This is a genomic window from Pseudoduganella ginsengisoli, from assembly GCF_009720865.1.
GTDB classification, from domain to species: domain Bacteria; phylum Pseudomonadota; class Gammaproteobacteria; order Burkholderiales; family Burkholderiaceae_D; genus Rugamonas; species Rugamonas ginsengisoli.
This window is the reverse complement of the sequence record NZ_WNLA01000014.1, coordinates 60,375-78,666: the sequence shown is the minus strand read 5'-3', so window position 1 is coordinate 78,666 and position 18,292 is coordinate 60,375. Positions and strand designations below refer to the sequence as shown.

Below are 18,292 nucleotides of genomic sequence, written 5' to 3'. Positions count from 1 at the left end.
GAGATGGCGCCACCCCTGATGGGTCAAATGATGAACCAGCCGTTGCTGGTCTCTAGCATTATCGAGTTTGCAGCACGGCACTTCGGTAACAGTGAAATCGTGTCGCGCCGCGTGGAAGGCGATGTACACCGCTATACCTACCGTGCATGCCACCAGCGCGCCAAGCGCCTGGCCAATGCGTTGCAGGCGCTGGGTGTCGGCATGGGCGACCGCGTGGCGACACTGGCCTGGAACGGTTACCGCCACCTGGAAGCGTACTACGCGGTATCCGGTTCCGGCGCTGTACTGCATACCATCAATCCGCGTCTGCACCCTGAACAGGTGGCCTATATCACCAACCACGCGGAAGACCAGGTCTTGCTGTTTGACTTGACGTTCCTGCCGCTGGTGGAAGCCATCGCCCCCCATTGCAAGACCATCCGCACCTATGTGTTGATGGCGGACCGCGACCGCATGCCGGCCGGCTCGAAAATCCCGGATCTGCGCTGCTACGAAGACTTGATCGATACGCACAGCGATGACTACACGTGGCCGCAATTCGATGAAAACGCCGCCTGTACGCTGTGCTATACGTCCGGTACCACGGGCAATCCCAAGGGCGCGCTGTATTCGCACCGCTCCACGGTGCTGCATGCCTACGCATCGGCCATGCCGTCGGCGCTGAATGTGTCGGCGCGCGATACCGTGCTGCCGGTGGTGCCGATGTTCCACGTCAATGCGTGGGGCTTGCCGTATTCCGTGCCGTTAAATGGCGCCAAACTCGTGCTGCCGGGGGCGGCGCTCGACGGCAAATCGCTGTACGACCTGTTTGAGAGCGAACAGGTGACGTTTTCCGCCGGCGTGCCCACAGTCTGGCTGGGGCTGATCAACTATGCGGTTCAAAACGGCTTGAAGTTTTCGTCGTTCCGCCGCACGGTAATTGGCGGTTCGGCCTGCCCGCCGGCCATGATGAATACCTTGCTCGATGCGTTCAACGTGGAAGTCATCCACGCGTGGGGCATGACTGAAATGTCGCCGCTGGGCACGACGTGTACGTTGCAGCACAAGCACCTGGCGTTGCCGCAGGAAGAACAGCGCCGCCTGCTGCAAAAGCAGGGCCACGCCGTATATGGCGTGGACATGAAAATCGTCGACGACGATGGCAAGGAATTGCCGTGGGATGGCAAGGCGTATGGCCATTTGCTGGTCAAGGGGCCATGGATCATCCGCGCGTATTTCAAGGGCGAAGGCGGCGATCCGCTGCAGGACGGCTGGTTCCCGACCGGCGACGTGGCCACCATCGATGAAGATGGCTATATGCAGATCACGGACCGCAGCAAGGATGTCATCAAGTCTGGCGGCGAATGGATCGGCACCATCGACCTGGAAAATATTGCCGTGTCCCACCCGGCCGTGATGCAGGCCGCGTGCATAGGCGTGCATCACCCGAAATGGGATGAGCGGCCATTGCTGGTCGTGGTGCCGCGCCCTGGCATGACGGTCAGCCGTGAAGAATTGCTGGCCTTTTATGAAGGCAAGATCGCCAAGTGGTGGCTGCCGGACGACGTCGTGTTCACTGACGCGCTGCCGCTGGGCGGGACCGGCAAGGTCCAGAAAAACAAATTGCGCGAGCAATACAAAGATCACCGCTTGCCAACGTTATCGACGCAGTAAGGCATCGTGCATCAACCGCGCAGGCGTCCTGCCTGCGCGTATAAAAAACCATCAAGGAGGAGACATGAAACGCAGCATTTTTGCAGTGGTGGCCAGCCTCGCCCTGACGCATCTCGCGGCCAGTGCGGAAACCATTAAAGTCGCATTTATCGACCCTCTGTCCGGCCCGTTCGCGCCGGTCGGGCAAAACCAGCTGAAAAGCTTCCAGCTGGTGGCCGACATGGCCAACAAGGGCAAGTGGGCGGGCGACGGCAACACGATCGAAGTCGTCGGCTTTGACAACAAGGGCAGCCCGCAGGAAGCGCTGACGCAATTGAAAACCGTGATCGACCAGGGCTACCGCTATATCACGCAAGGCAATGGCTCCGGTGTCGGCCTGGCGCTGCTGGACGCTATCAACAAGCACAATGACCGCAATCCCGGCAAAGAAATCGTTTATCTGAATTACGCGGCAGTCGATCCGGACATGACCAATGCCAAGTGCAGCTTCTGGCACTTCCGTTTCGATGCGAATTCCGACATGAAGATGGAAGCGCTGACCAGCTATATGGCGCCTGATAAAGGCATCAAGTCGGTGTACATCATTGGCCAGGACTACGCGTTTGGCCGCGCCGTCGGCCGCGCCGCCAAGGAATACCTGGCGCGCAAGCGGCCCGACGTAAAAATCGCCGGCGACGATCTGCACCCGATCGGCCAGGTCAAAGATTTTTCGCCGTATATTGCGAAAATCAAGGCATCCGGCGCCGACAGTGTCATCACCGGCAACTGGGGCGCCGACCTGGCGCTGCTGATCCGCGCCGCCAAGGATGCCGACCTGAAGGCGAATTTCTACACGTATTACGGCATCACGACCGGCGTGCCGTCCGCCATTGGCGCGGCCGGAGCGGAACGCACAAAAATCATCGGCAACTGGATGGCGAACAATGAATCGTTCAGCGGCCGCGAAGTGGTCGATGCGTTCAAGGCCAAGTACAACGATGACTACTATGCGGCGCAAACCTATTCCATCATTGCGATGCTGGCGCAGGCCGTCAAGGCGGGGCGCACGGCCGATCCCGTCAAGGTCGCGTTTGCGCTGGAAGGCATGAAGTCGACTTCGCTGAACGGGCACGTGCTGATGCAAAAGAGCGATCACCAGTTGCAGCAAAACCTGTATATCGGCACTTGGACCAAGGTCAATGGCAAGGACGTCAAGTTCGACCAGGAAAATACCGGCTATGGCTGGCGCATGGACAAGAAGATCGACGCGTACGTGGCGGGCCAGCCGACGTCGTGCCAGATGAAGCGGCCGGGCGCTTGAGCGGGCGTCAGCGGGCATCATGGAATTCACGATCTTTACGCTATTGAACGGCGTCAGCTACGGCTTGCTGCTGTTCATGCTGTCGTCAGGGCTGACGCTGATCTTCAGCATGATGGGCGTGCTGAACTTTGCACACGCCAGCTTTTACATGTTGGGCGCGTACATTGCGTACACCATCGCCAGCCGCATCGGCTTTTGGCCGGCGCTGGTGCTGGCGCCGCTTGCCGTGGGCGTGCTGGGCGCGCTGGTGGAACGCTACGGCTTGCGGCCGCTGCACAAGGTGGGGCACATCCCGGAACTGCTGTTCACATTCGGCTTGTCGTACCTGACCGTGGAGCTGGTGCAGCTGGTGTGGGGGCGGACTGCGTTGCGCTATCCGTTGCCGGCAGCGCTTGAAGGACCGCTGTTCACGCTGTTTTCCACCAGCTTCCCGAAATACCGCGCCTTCATGATGGCGGTGGCGCTGGCGATGCTGGGCAGCACGTGGCTGCTGTTGACGCGCACCCGCATCGGCCTGGTGATCCAGGCGGCGCTGACCCACCCGGAGGCGGCCGAAGCGCTGGGGCATAACGTGCCGCGTATCTTCATGGGCGTGTTCGGCGGCGGCAGTGCGCTGGCAGGACTGGCCGGTGTCATCGGCGGGCAAGTGTTCGTGACGGAACCGGCCATGGCGGCCACCGTCGGCAGCATTATTTTCGTCGTGGTGGTCGTGGGCGGCATGGGGTCGCTGGCGGGGGCATTCATTGCATCGCTGTTGATCGGCGTGATGCAGACGGCGGCGGTGGCGCTCGACCATACGTTGGGCGGGCTGCTGGCGTCGCTGGGCATGGGAGCGGTCGCGCCGGGCAGTGCGCTGCTGAACATCACCATTGCCCAGACGTCGGCCATCCTGCCGTACGTGCTGCTGGTGCTGATGCTGATCTTCCGCCCGAAAGGCTTGCTGGGGACACGCGAATGAATCCATTGACAACCTCTAAACCACTGCGCTTTGCGCCGCTGAACCTGGGCCGCTGGCTTGTTTGGGGCGGCTACGCGCTGGTGCTGCTGGCGGCGCCGCTGGTGTTTTCCAAAGGCAGCGGGCTGACCATGCTGTCGCAGATGGGGACCGTGATGCTGTTCGGCCTGTCGTACAACATGTTGCTGGGCCAGGGAGGCATGCTGTCGTTCGGCCATGCCGTGTACGCCGGCCTGGGCGCGTTCTTTGCCGCCCACGCCATGAACCAGGCTAGCGTGCCGGTGACCCTGATTCCACTAGCCGGTGGCGTGGCCGGCATGGGGTTCGGGGTGCTGTTCGGCTACGTCACGACGCGCAAGGCTGGCACCACGTTTGCCATGATTACGCTGGGACTGGTGGAACTGGTGTTTGCCAGTGCGCTGATGTTCCCCGGCTTTTTTGGCGGTGAAGGCGGCGTCACGACCAACCGCGTCTATGGCGGGCAAGTGCTGGGCATTACCTATGGCCCGCAAGTGCAGGTGTATTACCTGATCGCGGCCTGGCTGTTCGTGTGCACGGTGGCTGCCTATGCGTACACGCAAACGCCGCTGGGCCGCATCATCAACGCCGTGCGCGACAACCCGGAGCGAGTGGAATTCATCGGCTATGACGCGCGCTGGGTACGTTACCTGGTGCTGGTGCTGTCGTCGTTCTTTGCCGGCGTCTCGGGCGGACTGTCGGCCATTAACTTCGAGATCGTCAGCGCGGAAAACGTCAGCGCGGTCCGTTCCGGCAGCATCTTGCTGTTCACTTTTATCGGCGGCATCGGGTTTTTCTTTGGGCCGTTGCTGGGCGGTGTGGCCGGTGTGCTGTTTTCCGTCCTGCTGCCAGACTATACGGCGGCGTGGCAGCTTTATCTGGGGCTGTTCTTCGTCGTGCTGGTGCGCTTTGCACCGGGCGGGCTGGGCGCGCTGGTGATGGCGCTGCTGCGGGTGGCGCAGCACGGCCAGTTCAGCCGCATCGCGGCGCCGCTGGCCAGCGTGGGGCTGGCTGTCCTGGCCGGTGTGGCGGGGCTGGTGATGGTGATAGAAATGACGTACCACCTGACGCAGGATGCCGCCAACGGCAGTGCGAAAAAATTGTTTGGCGTGATGGTCGATGCGGCCGGCATGGAGGCATGGGCGGTGGCCGGCGGCTTGTTGCTGGCCAGTGTGGCGGGATGGCTGCTGCTGCAGCCACGGTTCGCGCGGGCATGGGACGCGGCTGCGGCAGCGATGGCCGGTCAAACAGGGAGGTCGGCATGATACAGCAACATCATGCGCTGGCGCTGCAGGATGTGCGCAAGCGCTTTGGCAATACGGAAATTATCCGCGGCGCGCAGCTGCAAGTGGCGCGCGGCGAACGGCTGGCGCTGATCGGACCCAACGGTGCGGGCAAATCCACGCTGTTTAATTTGATTTCGGGGCGCTTTGCGCCGACGTCGGGCGCGATTTTGCTCAATGGCCGCGATATTGCCGGCTGCACGCCTTACCAGGTCAACCGTCAGGGTTTGGCGCGCAGTTTCCAGATCAGTAATTTGTTCACGAATTTGTCCGTGTATGAAAACTTGCGGTGCGCCGTGCTGTGGCACCTGGGGTACAAATACGCGTTCTGGCGCAAGCTGTCAGCGTTGCGCGACGCCCATGCACGCGCCGAAGAAGTACTGGAACTGATCGGCTTGCAGCGGCAGCGCCATACGCTGGCCGGTGTGCTGACGTATGCGGAACAGCGCGCGCTGGAAATCGGCATCACCATTGCCGGCGGCGCCGACGTGATCTTGCTCGATGAACCGACTGCGGGCATGAGCCGTTCGGAATCCGATGCCGCGACGGAATTGATCCGAAAAGTCACGGTGGGCAAAACCCTGGTGATGGTGGAACACGACATGAGCGTGGTCTTCGGGCTGGCCGACAAGGTCGCGGTGCTGGTGTACGGGGAAGTGATTGCCTGCGATACGCCGCAGCGCATCCGTGCCAATGCAGACGTGCAGGCGGCGTATCTCGGCGGCTTGCATGAGGAGGCAGCGTGATGCTGGAGATTCAAGGATTGCATGCGTATTACGGCAAAAGCCACGTGTTGCATGGCGTGGACTTGCACGTCAGGCCGGGGGAAATTGTCAGCCTGCTGGGCCGAAATGGAGCGGGCCGTTCTACACTGGTGAAGGCGGCCATGGGGCAGGTGCGGGCCGAGGGCAGTATCCGGTTCCAGAATGCGCCGATACTGGGCTTGAAGGCATATCAGGTGGCGCGCAAGGGCTTGGGCTATGTACCGGAGAGCCGCGACATCTTTCCCACATTGACCGTGGAACAGAACCTGCTGCTGGGTGAGCAGCGCGGGCGGGGCGCTTCGCGCTGGACGCTGGGCGACATGTACCGCATGTTCCCCCGCCTGCAGGAGCGGCGCAGCGTGGCGGCAGGCGTGCTGTCCGGCGGCGAACAGCAAATGCTGACCTTGTGCCGCACGCTGATGGGGGATCCGGACCTGATCATGATCGACGAGCCGACCGAGGGGCTGGCGCCGAAGATCGTGGCGCTGGTCGGCGATTACCTGCAGGCGCTGCGCGACAAGGGGATTTCCGTGCTGCTGGTGGAGCAAAAGCTGGCTATTGCACTCGATATCGCCCAGCGCGTGTACGTGATGGGGCATGGCACCATTGTGTTCGAAGGGACGCCGGACCAGTTGCGCGCCAACGGCGCCATCCGCAGGGAATGGCTGGAAGTGTGATGGCGCATTCAGCCGCGCAGCAATTGTGGTGGCGGGGGCGGCGGCGGGACGCGGCCTTCCGAGGCCGGCGGGATGATGGGGCGTACGAAGCACGTGTACGTACCGCAATCGACCAGCAATTGCCTGCCTGCATATCCACCCAGGTCGCTGCAGGCGACACGCAGGCCGAACTGCTGCAGCGTCGACAGCGCCGCCACGATATTTTGCCGGCCCACTTGCATGATGGCGCTGCCCGGACCAAACATGCTGGCGCCACCGGCCAGCACCACGTCGACATTCGGCCGATCCGCAGTCGTGACGCCCATAGCGGTCAACAACGACGGCACGGCCTGTGTGACGTAGCGTGCACCCATGCCGTTTTCTCCCAGGGGCGCATTGGGCAGCACGCAATGCGCCAGCGCGCAGCGTTGGCCTTTTGGCCACAGGAAGGCCAGGCCCACGCACGATCCCAGCACGGCAACCAACCGGTCATTGCCCCGTCCGGTCAGCAATTTACCCATGTCGACGTGCCGTATGATCACTTCGCCTGCCATGCGGATTTCCTCACGCGTTGTCCTTGGCAGAACAGTACCACAGCACAGTCTGTAAAAAAATAATACGACCGTTCGTTTTTGCGTTATAGTGAGGTTTTACTGACTTGTTCACACAATAAGGAAGAGACATGAGCGCCGATTACCAAGTGCACGGCACCGTAGCCGTGATTACGCTGAACAACCCACCCGTCAATGGCCTGGGACTGGAAACCCGAGCGGCTGCCGTGCAAGGCATGCGCCGCGCACTGGCTGATGACGCAGTGAACGCCATCGTCATCACGGGCGCCGGCAAGGCATTTTCCGGCGGCGCGGATATCCGCGAATTCAATTCGCCGAAAGCGCTGGCCGAACCTTCGCTGGCCTCTTTGATCCGCACGGTGGAAGACTCCACGAAACCCGTGGTGGCGGCCATTCATACGGTGGCCATGGGCGGCGGCCTGGAACTGGCGCTGGGCTGCAACTATCGTGTGGCAATGCCGGGCGCGCAAATTGCGCTGCCGGAAGTGAAATTGGGCCTGTTGCCGGGCGCGGGCGGTACGCAGCGCCTGCCGCGCGTGCTGGGCCTGGAAGCGGCATTGAACATGGTGGTGTCGGGCGCGCCTGTACTGTCGGAAAAGCTCGCAGGAACGGCGCTGTTCGATGCCGTCTTTGGCGCCGAAGACAATTTGCTGGAGCAAGCGCTGGCGTTTGCGGAGAAAGTTGCCGACGTGCGTCCGCTGCCGAAAGTGCGCGACCGCAAAGTCGACTATCCGAATCACGAAGCATTCCTGCAATTTTCGCGCAACACAGTCAAAGCCATGTCCGGCCCATTCCCGGCGCCGCTGGAATGCGTGGAAACCGTGGCGGCTTCCGTCACAAAGAAATTTGACGATGGCCTGGCGTTTGAACGCGAGCGCTTTATTGCACTGATGCAAACCAATGAATCCAAAGCATTGCGCCATGCATTCTTCAGCGAGCGCATGACCAGCAAAGTGCCGGACCTGCCGGCCGACACGCCGGTGCGCACCATTGCCAAGGCCGCCGTGATTGGCGCAGGCACCATGGGCGGCGGTATTGCCATGAACTTTGCCAATGCGGGCATTCCGGTGACGATCCTGGAAATGAAACCGGAAGCGCTGGAAAAAGGTTTGGCCACCATACGCAAGAATTATGAAAATACGCTGAAAAAAGGCAAACTGACGCAGCAGAAATTCGACCAGCGCGTGGCGCTGATCACGGGATCGCTGGATTATGCGGAAATCGCCGATGCCGATATCGTGGTGGAAGCCGTGTTTGAAGACATGGGCGTCAAGGAAGCCGTATTCAAGAAACTCGATGAAGTCATGAAGCCGGGCGCGATCCTGGCGTCGAATACGTCGACCCTGGACGTGGACAAGATCGCAGCATTTACCAGCCGTCCGCAAGACGTGATCGGCACACACTTCTTCAGCCCGGCCAATGTCATGAAATTGCTGGAAATCGTGCGCGGCGCGAAGACTGGCAAGGATGTGCTGGCGACGGCGTTGGCGCTGTCGAAAAAGCTCAAGAAAACCGGTGTGGTTTCCGGCGTGTGCGACGGCTTTATCGGCAACCGCATGATCGAGCAATACAGCCGCCAGGCCGGCTTCCTGCTGGAAGAAGGCTGCCTGCCGGAACAGGTCGACAAGGCGATGGAAAAATTCGGCTTTGCCATGGGGCCGTTCCGCATGGGCGATTTGGCAGGCAATGATATCGGCTGGTACATCCGCAAGCGCCGCTACGTGGAATCGCCGGAAATCACGTATTCGAAAACTGCGGATTTGCTGTGCGAAATGGGCCGCTTCGGCCAGAAAACGGGCGGCGGCTGGTATGACTACAAGGCAGGGGACCGCAAAGCGTACCCGAACGAGGAAGTCAACGCCATGATCGTCAAGCATTCGGCAGACCTCGGCATTGAGCGCCGCAAGATCAGCGATCAGGAAATCGTTGAACGCCTGGTCTATGCACTGGTCAATGAAGGGGCGCATATCCTGGAAGAAGGTATCGCACTGCGCGCATCGGATATCGACATGGTGTACCTGACGGGTTATGGCTTCCCGCTGCACCGTGGCGGCCCGATGTTCTATGCCGATACCGTGGGCTTGCCAAATGTGCTGGGTGCGATGGAGCGCATGGCCCGCGGCCGCCACGGCGACGCGTGGAAACCTGCGCCGCTGCTGGTCAAGCTGGCGGCCGAAGGCAAGGGCTTTAACGGCTAAGCCGGACGCGACCTGCGCCGCATACTTTGCCGGTATGCGGCACGCTTGCCACAAGCAGTTGCGATTGCTTGTCCCAATGTTATGATGGGGCAACTAGGAGGGCATATGCGCAAGCTTGCAGCAAGCATGTTATTGGCGCCGGTGTTATTGGCGGCGGCGCCGGTCTCCGCACGCGAATTATTGGCCATCGGCGCGCACTTTGAACGGGTATTCGAGCGCGGCCAGGAAGGCGATATTGTCGGACTGGGCCCGGAAATCATCAAAGTCCTGGCCCAGCGCATGGGCCATACGGTGCGCTTTGAATTGTATCCATGGGCGCGCGCCCAGGCCCTGATTACGCAGGGCAAGGCTGACATCCTCGTTGGCCCGTATAAAAATCCCGAGCGTTTGCAAAACATGGCTTTTTCGAAGCTGGCCTTTTACCAGGACCAGATGGTGTTCTATGCGCGCGCCGACGCAAATGCCAGTTGGAATGGGGATTTCGGCACGCTGGGGGAACAGCGGATTGTCGTGCTCAACGGGTGGGCCTATGGGACAGCGTTTGACCAGGCGCGGCCACAATTGCGCCTGAGCGTTGCCAACAGTGTGGACAGTGGCTTGAAAATGCTGGTGCACCAGCATGTGAACTTGTTTGCCAGTAACCGCCGCAATACGGAACCCGTGATGGGCCGGCTGGGGCTGGTCGGGCAAGTAGTGATGCTGCCCAAGGTAATCGATGTGCAGGAAGGGTATTTTGCGTTTCCCCGCGATACGCAATTCGATACGCTGCGGCGCGATTTCGACGCCGCGTTCCAGCGCATGGTGGACAGCGGCGAATTGAAAAAACTGGGGCAGCGCTATGAAGTCAACGTACCGTAGCCCCAGCTGGCCAGATGAGCCGACCAAGGCCGGCTAATCCGCCCGTGGGCTCATGGTCCGGCCGGCGCTCCGGCCGGGGCGCCTTAAGCGCGCCGGCCCGGTGTCAGCACGCTGGGCAGCGCCTTCGGCAAGGTTTCCGGATAGTCGCGGGAAAAGTGCAGGCCCCGGCTTTCGCGGCGCTGCAGCGCACTGTTGACGATCAGGCTGGCCACGTCGACCAGGTTGCGCAATTCCAGCAAGTCGCTGGTAATGCGGAAATTGCGGTAATACTCGTCAATTTCCTCTTTCAGCAATGCAATGCGGTGCTGCGCCCGTTCCAGGCGCTTCGTCGTGCGCACGATACCCACGTAATTCCACATCGAACGGCGTAATTCATCCCAGTTGTGGGAAATCACGACTTCTTCGTCGGCATCCGTGACGCGGCTTTCATCCCAGTCCGGCAGGTAAGGCGTGCCGGCCCGTTCCTTTTGCTCGATATCATGCGCGCAGGCGCGGCCGATGACCACGCATTCCAGCAGTGAATTGGACGCCAGGCGGTTGGCGCCATGCAAGCCCGTGTACGCGGTTTCTCCGACCGCATACAGGCCGGGCAAATCCGTACGGCCGGACAGATCCGTCACGACGCCGCCGCACGTGTAGTGGGCCGCGGGGACGATCGGGATAGGTTCCTTCGTGATGTCGATGCCCAGTTCCAGGCAGCGCGCATAAATTGTCGGGAAGTGTTCTTTCAGCCATTCGGCGGGCTTGTGGCTGATGTCGAGGTGGACATAATCGAGGCCCCGCTTCTTGATTTCAAAGTCGATGGCGCGGGCCACGACATCGCGCGGCGCCAATTCAGCCCGCTCGTCGTGCGCCAGCATGAAGCGGCTGCCGGCAGCGGCGCCCGCTTCAGGCGGCAATTTCAGCAAACCGCCTTCACCCCGGATAGCTTCCGTGATCAGGAATGACTTCGCATAGGGGTGGTACAGGCACGTAGGGTGGAACTGGATGAATTCCATGTTGGCGACGCGGCAGCCGGCGCGCCATGCCATGGCGATGCCGTCGCCGCTGGCCGTGTCCGGGTTCGTCGTGTACAGGTAGACTTTACCGGCGCCGCCGGTGGCCATCACCGTGTGTTCCGCCGCGACCGTGTGGACGACGCCGGTTTTCACATCCTGTACATACAAGCCATGGCAATGCGGCTGCTTATTATGCGGCGCCGATTTCGGACCCAGCTTGTCGGACGTGATCAAGTCAATCGCGCAATGGTGTTCAAACAGGCTGATGTTCGGGTGCGCCCGGACTTTCTGCTCCAGCGTGACTTGCACGGCGTGGCCGGTCGCATCCGCCGCGTGGATAATGCGTCGCTGGCTGTGGCCGCCTTCGCGCGTCAGGTGGAAACCCAGTTCCGCGCTGTCATCGCGCGTAAATGGCACGCCCTGTTCGATCAGCCATTCAATGGCCGCGCGGCCATTTTCCACGATAAAGCGCGTCGCAGCTTCATCGCACAGGCCGCCGCCGGCAATCAAGGTGTCACTGATGTGCTGTTCATGGCTGTCGCCGGAATCCAGCACGGCGGCAATACCGCCTTGCGCCCAGTTGCTGGCGCCATCCAGAAGTTCACGTTTGGAAATGATTGCGACCTTGCGGGTTTCCGCCAGGTGCAGGGCCACCGACAAGCCGGCCAGGCCGCTGCCGACGATAGCGACATCGAATTTCATTATTTAAATCGGTTGCTGGAGAGAAGTAAGACTATAGACGATTTGCTGCTTTCCTGTCATGGAATGGTCATTTTCACCCGGTGCACGGAGCGCCGCCGGAGGATTTGTGCTGGCGCAAAGCTGCGTCGTAGCGTGGGCGCGATGATGGCAAAGCCACCAGTTGGCCGGTGGTAGGTCCATCGTCAGGAGGCAAGTCATGACCAGGAAAAAACTGTTATTGGTGGAAGATGACCCGGGTTTGCAGCGGCAATTGAAGTGGGGGCTCGATGCATATGACGTGTTGTTGGCAGGCAACCCGGAACAGGCAATGACGCATTTGCGGCGGCACCAGCCGGCAGTCGTCACGATGGACCTGGGATTGCCGCCCGCGCCGGACAGCGCCACTGTCGGCCTCGCACTGCTGGCGGACATGCTGGCGGCCGCGCCGGAGACAAAAATTATAGTTCTTTCAGGAAATCGAGACCGTGCCAACGTGTTGAAAGCAATTGCCATGGGCGCCTACGATTTCCAGCAAAAACCAGTTGAGCTCGATACGTTGCACTTGATGGTTGAGCGCGCTTTTTTTCTCCATGCGGTCCAGGCCGAGCACCGGCGCATGCTGCAAATCGAGCAGGATTCGCCATTGGGCGGCTTGATTTCGCGCGACGCGGGCATGCTGAAGTTATGCCGCGACGTGGAAAAAGTCGCGCCGTCGGCCGCAAGCGTAATGTTGCTGGGGGAATCCGGCTGTGGCAAGGAAGTGCTCGCGCGCAGCTTGCACAGTTTGAGCGCGCGGCGCCGCAAAGCCTTTGTTGCCATCAATTGCGCGGCCATTCCTGAACAATTGCTGGAAAGTGAACTGTTTGGCCATGAAAAGGGCGCGTTCACGGGAGCAGGGCGGCAAATTCCTGGAAAGATTGAGCTGGCCCATGGGGGCACGTTCTTCCTGGACGAAATTGGCGATATGGCGTTGCCGCTGCAGGCGAAATTATTACGATTTTTGCAAGAGCGGGTCATCGAACGGGTTGGTGGACGGCAAGAAATCCCCGTCGATGTGCGGGTTGTGTGCGCGACCCACCGCAATTTGAAGGAACAAGTGGCGCAAGGCGCGTTCCGGGAAGATTTGTATTACCGTCTCAGTGAAATTGTGCTCGATATTCCGCCGTTGCGCGAACGGTGCGGCGACGCACCGCTGCTGGCCCATCACTTTAAGAACCGCTGCTGTGCGACGGCCCGGCGCCACTTACAATTCCATCCGCAGGCACTGGCGGCCATTGAAGCGCACGATTGGCCAGGCAACGTGCGGGAGTTGGAAAATTGCATCCGGCGCGCAGTCATCATGGCCGAAGGACCCTTGATCATGGTGGAAGACCTGGGTTTGCAGCCCGCTTGCGCTGCCGTGAACGACAATGTCAACTTGCGCCAGGCGCGCGACGCGGCGGAATACCGGGTCATGGTCAAGGCGCTGGGGCGGGTCGATGGCAACATTTTGCGGGCAGCGGAATTGCTCGGGGTGAGCCGGCCCACCCTTTACGATTTGATGAGCCATCACGGCATCCGGTAGGCCGTCTTGCCTGGCATCGGTAAGATGCCGGCATGTATGCGTATCGATGGCGAGGCTTGGTCAGGGCCTGTGGCGGGTATCGCTGCTGCACTTCCGCTGGCGCCGGGTGCAACGGCTATTGATGACGTGTCAAGGCGTTGCCGTATCGGATGCCGCCGCTGCCAGGTTGCAGCCGAGACTGGCCGGCAATGCCTGGCATCGGGTTTATTTGGCAGGAATCAGACGGTCATACAGTTGCGTGTAATGTTGCGCCACCACTGCGAGGCTATGGTGGCTGAGGACTTGCCGCCTGCCGCGCATGCCGTGGCGTCGTGCCAGCCCGGCAACCCGCACATAATCCGCCAGCGCTTCGGCCAGCATCATGGCGTCGCCCTGCGGTGTCAGCGCACCGGTCCAGCCGGTTTGTACCAGCCGGCTGTGTATGCCACCCTGGCAGGCCACGATGGGCAAACCACTGGCCATGGCTTGCAAAATAAAGCTGCCAGACTCCGGCGTGCATGCGGGTGCGGCAAACACGTCCATGATGCGCATCAGGCGCGCGACGTCGTCGCGCTGGCCCGGCAGCCACGCCATACGGCCGGCGCCCGCCGACGCCAGCATCGCAGTACAGGCCGCCCGTGCGGGGCCGTCTCCAATGATCAGCAGGCGCAGCGGCAGTACCGCGCCATGCAGCGCGACCAATTGCAAAAAGGCCTCGACCAGTTGTTCGTGCCCATGTTTGCCATCCATCTCACCAACCGCACCGATCACGCAGACGCCATCGGACAAGAAGCCTTCTGGTCCGATGGCGGCGGCAGGGCCCAGCCGCGGGTGAAATTGCATGCAATCGACGGCAATCTGCGTTGAAGGCGGGCAGGCCGGAGTCAGGATGCGGCTCAGCCAACTCCGTATGCCATGGCGCAGTGGAGGATGACGGCTGGCGCTGGCGCCATGCAAGCGTACCGGTACGCCGGCCAGCGCTGCCAGCCATTGCAACGCGGCACTGTGCGTATGGATCAGCGCTGGACGCAATTGCCGCAAACGCCGGAACAGCCGCACCAGGCTCAGGTTGCCATCGGCTTCCATTTTGCACGCGTCGTCCGCCACGTGGACCCATTGTGCGACATGGCCGCTATGACGCAATTCCCACATGGCGCTGCGGCGCCAGCCGAGGATGATATGCCGGTAACGGCCGGGCGGCATTTGCCGAAGCAGGCACAGCAAATTTTCGTCCGTATCCACCGCATCCGTAATATGGATCACCAGCGGTGGCCGGGCGGTTTCCGCGTGGCAGGCTTGCTGCGTCATGGTAGGCGGGGCCATCGCTTCTCCTCGTTATCTGGTATGCAGTGGCGGAACTGGGCGCCACGCAGATTTCAGCAGCGGGGTCTGGGTTTTGTTGTAGACCAAGTGCACATGGGGGCAAGGGTCCAACTGGCGCAGTGCTTCAGCGAGACTGGCGCGTGTGGTGGTCTGAGCATCGACCACCAGCACCACCTGGCCCATTTGTGTCGCCAGCACGCTGGCTTCCGACGTGCCCAGCAGCGGTGCGGTATCGAAAATGATGATGCGGTCCGCATAGCGCGATGCCAGTTCGTGCAGCAGGCGTCCCATATTGCGGCTGGCCAGCAATTCCACCGCGTGATGACTGCTTTGGCCCGCCGGCAAGACACTGAGCGCGGCACTCCCGGTTTTGACGATCACGTCGGCAACACTGAGCGTATCGTCCAGCAGCACGTCCATCATGCCAGGGCCATCGGGTAGACCCAGCATATGGGGCAATGCCGGCCGGGTCATGTGGGCATCGACCAGCAAGACCGTCGTATCGCGCTCGACGGCCATGCTGAGCGCCAGGTTTAACGCGCAAAAGCTCTTGCCTTCGCCCGGCATGGCGCTGGTGACGGCAATCAAATTGCCGGCGGTAGCGCTGCCGTCGCGCAGCGTACGCAATAACGGGCGCTTAATCACGCGAAATTCTTCGGCGACAGCGTGTGCCGCCATCATCCAGTCGGGGCGCGCTGGCAGGTTGCTACGCATGGCGCGGGTTCCTGAGTCAGGGGGCCATCATGGGGTGGAACACGCTGCCATCGGTAGCCAGAGTGTGCGCCATCAGCCCCCCGTAAGACAGTAGCAGCGAAGCCGCCAGTGCGCCGAAGGCTGCGCGGCTGCGGCGGCGCCTGTGCAGTTGGGCCGGCGTCCAGTGCATGGCGATGGTGCCGATCACATGCACTCCGCTGAATTCCCGTAAGTCGCGCAAGCTGGTGAAGCCCGGCGCGTTGCGGTTGGCGGCTGCCGCCGCGAGCCAGGCTGCCGCCAGCGCCAATGCCAGAACAGCCGAGTTAAGAATGAACCGGTTCGGGCCAACAGGCCGCACGGGCAGCGTGGGGGGATCAATGATGCGGAAATTCATCATTTCCTGGGTCGAACTCAAGCTGCCTGACAGTTTGGCAGCTTCCCGCTTGCTGATGAGTTTTTCGTAATTGTCTTTGTTGATCTGGTAGTCCCGGTTCAATTGCGCCAGCTGGGACTCCAGCTCCGGTACAGCTTTGCTTTGCGCCTCCAGCCGTGCGTGGCGCACGCTCAGTTCCCGTACGCGCGCACGGATGGCCGCGGCTTTTGCATCCGCTTCGGTCAACGCAACTTTAATTTGCTGCAACATCGGACTGTAGCGCCTGCCGGGGTCAGCGGTGGGCGACTGGTCGGCCGCGCTGTCTGCCTTGCGCTGTTCCAGCTGCTTCAGCAGGCGGTGCGCCGCAACGACGTCCGGATGTAAGTCCGTATATTGCATTTGCAATGCATCAAGCGACTTGTGGATGGCGGCAATGCGGACTTCCAGTTCAGGGTCGTCGATCTGCGCGGATTGCGGGATATCGGCGCCGTGCAAGGCCATGCCCGGCATTTGCTGGCGTATCGCATCGCGCGCCTGTTCCGCTTCCAGCAATTCCAGGCGCGCTGTATTGAGTGCATCGGCCGATTGCGCGAGCTGCGTGCCATAGTCCAGTCCCGGCCGTGGCAACAGTGCGTTATGGCGCAATTTGAATTCTTTGACGGAATCTTCTGCAGCCTGCAACTTTTCTTCGTAGGCGCTGATTTGTTCGTCGATGAATTGCACGGCTTTTTCCGATTCGCCTTTCTTGCCCCGGAAACTGCCTTCAACAAAGATCGCCAGCAGCGACTGGACCACGTCGCGCACCAGTCGGGGATCGCGGTCGTTGTACGTGATGGTGTAAATGTCATAGCTGCCGGTGCCGGCAATCCGAATACGGCTCAACAATTCTTCCATGCGGATTTCGTGTTCTCGGGGCGTGACCTGGCGGATGTCCAGGTCGACCATACGCATTACCCGTTCGATATTGGGGCGGCTTAGCAGGGTACGGCTCATGATCGCCACTTGCTGTTCCACATTGGGCACGCTGGTCATGCCGGACAGCAGGGGCTTGAGGATGCCCTGTGTATCGACAAAGACGCGGGCGGACGTCTGGTATTCATTCGGGAGCAGGGCTACTCCGGTCCAGCCCGCCAGCGCAACCGTCCACGCGACAACTGCGGTGCGCCAGCGGTATTTCCACATACAGTGGGCGGCCGTCTGCAACAGGTGGATCAGCTCTTCCATATACTCATTCCCCGAACGCGAAGTGGATGCCCTTGGTTCGATTATAGGAAGGGCGCCGCACCGCTCAGCCGCAGTTTCCTGCGCGGTTGAGCGGCGTCAAGCCGTCCTGTGCGGCCTAGCTGCGGCGCCGCCGGCCCAGGAAGCCCATGCCCAGCAAGCCGCCTGCGAGCAGTGCCAGCGAAGCAGGTTCTGGTACGGCTTGCAGGGTATTGGCCAGCGAATTGTGCTGGATCGTGATCTGGTATTCATTCCCGGCCATCAACATGCCAGTGGTGGCGGAAAATGCGCTGGCGCCGGGCGCGTAAATCAGGTCGGCAGGGGCGGCGTGGGTGGCGCTGCGGATACTGGCCGCATTTAATGCATCGGGCGCGTAAGCCAGTTCCGTCGTACCCGTCGTCACGTTGAAGATATTAAGCGACCACGACAGGCGCGCATTGGCATTGGATACGGCGCCCGATCCCGGTGTGACCAGCGCACGGGTGTAAGGATTGCCCATGAACGACACGGTCATTGTGTCGGACGTCCCCATGACAAAGCGGAACGTGGTCGACGTGCCGACATCGGAGTTGCCCGATGCGACGGCATTGACGGCGGTCGATGCATCCGCGCGGGTGGATGCATGGGCTCCGGCAGGGGTGGCGCCAATCATGATCGACGCACCGGTCAATTTCTGGTCTGCGTGGCCATAGGTATTGAAGATGGGCGGAATGCCGGCTATCGGCGTGAAGGTATCCGGCGGAACTGGGGGGCACATCCCCAGGCACTGTTGCGCCACATTGGGGGGGATAGGGGCCAGGATGCTGCGCGAATCGGCATCGTTGGCAAACACGCCGTTCAATTGCGCGGTGGCGTGGGCGTCATTGGTGCCGGCCAGCGTGGAAAAATTACCGACAGTGTAATCGGCGCCGGAAGAGTGGGTCAGTTTGAAATCCGTGATATCCAGGATGGCGGACGCAAACGTGGATGCGCTGGCAGGGCCGGATACGGCCAGTGCGGCGGCCGCTGCCAGCAGAATTTTCGGGGTATTCATGGTGTGCTGCTCCTTTCGTGGTTGGCCGCGTTGGATGCGGTTAGCCCTCTACAGCAGTAACCGTGCCTGGCGGCGAAAGGCTGCCAAATCAGATACTTGGGCGTCCGTGATGCGGTACTTGCCTGCACTTTGTGAAGGAAAGCGACACTGCGGCGATTTTTTTTCGCGGT

General features: G+C 61.2%; 15 protein-coding genes. 9 read left to right on the top strand and 6 right to left on the bottom strand.

Translation table 11 applies throughout. The features are described 5' to 3' along the window. Nucleotides 1-3 precede the first annotated feature (3 nt). From GM668_RS19345 to GM668_RS19320, 6 genes are all read left to right on the top strand, one after another. Nucleotides 4-1,653, top strand: coding sequence for a 3-(methylthio)propionyl-CoA ligase (locus GM668_RS19345; RefSeq protein WP_155440599.1), 1,650 nt, complete (start codon nt 4-6; stop codon nt 1,651-1,653). Between the two features lie 64 nt (nt 1,654-1,717). Then, entirely contained in the window at nt 1,718-2,953 is a 1,236-nt protein-coding gene (locus GM668_RS19340; RefSeq protein ID WP_155440598.1) for a branched-chain amino acid ABC transporter substrate-binding protein, read from the top strand. A gap of 19 nt (nt 2,954-2,972) precedes the next feature. After that, on the top strand, nt 2,973-3,911 hold the full coding sequence (locus GM668_RS19335) for a branched-chain amino acid ABC transporter permease (RefSeq protein WP_155440597.1): 939 nt from the start codon (nt 2,973-2,975) through the stop codon (nt 3,909-3,911). Next, nucleotides 3,908-5,191 (top strand): branched-chain amino acid ABC transporter permease, encoded by a 1,284-nt coding sequence (locus tag GM668_RS19330; RefSeq protein ID WP_155440596.1) that lies wholly within the window; start codon nt 3,908-3,910, stop codon nt 5,189-5,191. The genes GM668_RS19335 and GM668_RS19330 overlap by 4 nt, the downstream gene beginning before the upstream one ends. After that, on the top strand, nt 5,188-5,955 hold the full coding sequence (locus GM668_RS19325) for an ABC transporter ATP-binding protein (protein WP_155440595.1): 768 nt from the start codon (nt 5,188-5,190) through the stop codon (nt 5,953-5,955). The genes GM668_RS19330 and GM668_RS19325 overlap by 4 nt, the downstream gene beginning before the upstream one ends. After that, nucleotides 5,955-6,650, top strand: a complete 696-nt coding sequence (locus GM668_RS19320) for an ABC transporter ATP-binding protein (RefSeq protein WP_155440594.1) — start codon at nt 5,955-5,957, stop codon at nt 6,648-6,650. The genes GM668_RS19325 and GM668_RS19320 overlap by 1 nt, the downstream gene beginning before the upstream one ends. 8 nt (nt 6,651-6,658) lie before the next feature. Here GM668_RS19320 and GM668_RS19315 read toward each other — a convergent pair whose 3' ends face one another. Continuing rightward, entirely contained in the window at nt 6,659-7,183 is a 525-nt protein-coding gene (locus tag GM668_RS19315) for a chemotaxis protein CheD (protein WP_155440593.1), read from the bottom strand. A 128-nt stretch (nt 7,184-7,311) separates the two neighbouring features. Between GM668_RS19315 and GM668_RS19310 the strand changes: the two genes are divergently transcribed. Together GM668_RS19310 and GM668_RS19305 are read left to right on the top strand one after the other, a co-directional pair. Next, nucleotides 7,312-9,399 (top strand): 3-hydroxyacyl-CoA dehydrogenase NAD-binding domain-containing protein, encoded by a 2,088-nt coding sequence (locus GM668_RS19310; protein WP_155440592.1) that lies wholly within the window; start codon nt 7,312-7,314, stop codon nt 9,397-9,399. A 105-nt stretch (nt 9,400-9,504) separates the two neighbouring features. Then, nucleotides 9,505-10,257 carry a substrate-binding periplasmic protein gene (locus tag GM668_RS19305; RefSeq protein ID WP_229499552.1) on the top strand — a complete coding sequence of 251 codons (753 nt, stop codon included), beginning with the start codon at nt 9,505-9,507 and terminating at the stop codon, nt 10,255-10,257. Between the two features lie 83 nt (nt 10,258-10,340). On the opposite strand, the gene nadB is transcribed toward GM668_RS19305, so the two are convergent. Continuing rightward, nucleotides 10,341-11,957, bottom strand: coding sequence for an L-aspartate oxidase (gene nadB, locus GM668_RS19300; protein WP_155440591.1), 1,617 nt, complete (start codon nt 11,955-11,957; stop codon nt 10,341-10,343). Nucleotides 11,958-12,153: 196 nt separating this feature from the next. On the opposite strand from nadB, the gene prsR reads away from it, so the two are divergent. Beyond that, the gene (prsR, locus tag GM668_RS19295; protein ID WP_155440590.1) at nt 12,154-13,500 is read left to right on the top strand and encodes a PEP-CTERM-box response regulator transcription factor; all 1,347 of its coding nucleotides are present in this window, start codon (nt 12,154-12,156) and stop codon (nt 13,498-13,500) included. A 204-nt stretch (nt 13,501-13,704) separates the two neighbouring features. Here the strand turns inward: prsR and GM668_RS19290 are convergent, their stop codons facing one another. From GM668_RS19290 to GM668_RS19275, 4 genes are all read right to left on the bottom strand, one after another. After that, nucleotides 13,705-14,802, bottom strand: a complete 1,098-nt coding sequence (locus GM668_RS19290) for a glycosyltransferase (protein ID WP_155440589.1) — start codon at nt 14,800-14,802, stop codon at nt 13,705-13,707. A 12-nt stretch (nt 14,803-14,814) separates the two neighbouring features. After that, nucleotides 14,815-15,516, bottom strand: a complete 702-nt coding sequence (locus tag GM668_RS19285) for an XrtA-associated tyrosine autokinase (RefSeq protein WP_155440588.1) — start codon at nt 15,514-15,516, stop codon at nt 14,815-14,817. Between the two features lie 16 nt (nt 15,517-15,532). Beyond that, the gene (locus tag GM668_RS19280; protein ID WP_155440587.1) at nt 15,533-17,092 is read right to left on the bottom strand and encodes an XrtA system polysaccharide chain length determinant; all 1,560 of its coding nucleotides are present in this window, start codon (nt 17,090-17,092) and stop codon (nt 15,533-15,535) included. A gap of 115 nt (nt 17,093-17,207) precedes the next feature. After that, the gene (locus GM668_RS19275) at nt 17,208-18,122 is read right to left on the bottom strand and encodes an EDSAP-1 family PEP-CTERM protein (protein ID WP_155440586.1); all 915 of its coding nucleotides are present in this window, start codon (nt 18,120-18,122) and stop codon (nt 17,208-17,210) included. Nucleotides 18,123-18,292: the final 170 nt, after the last annotated feature.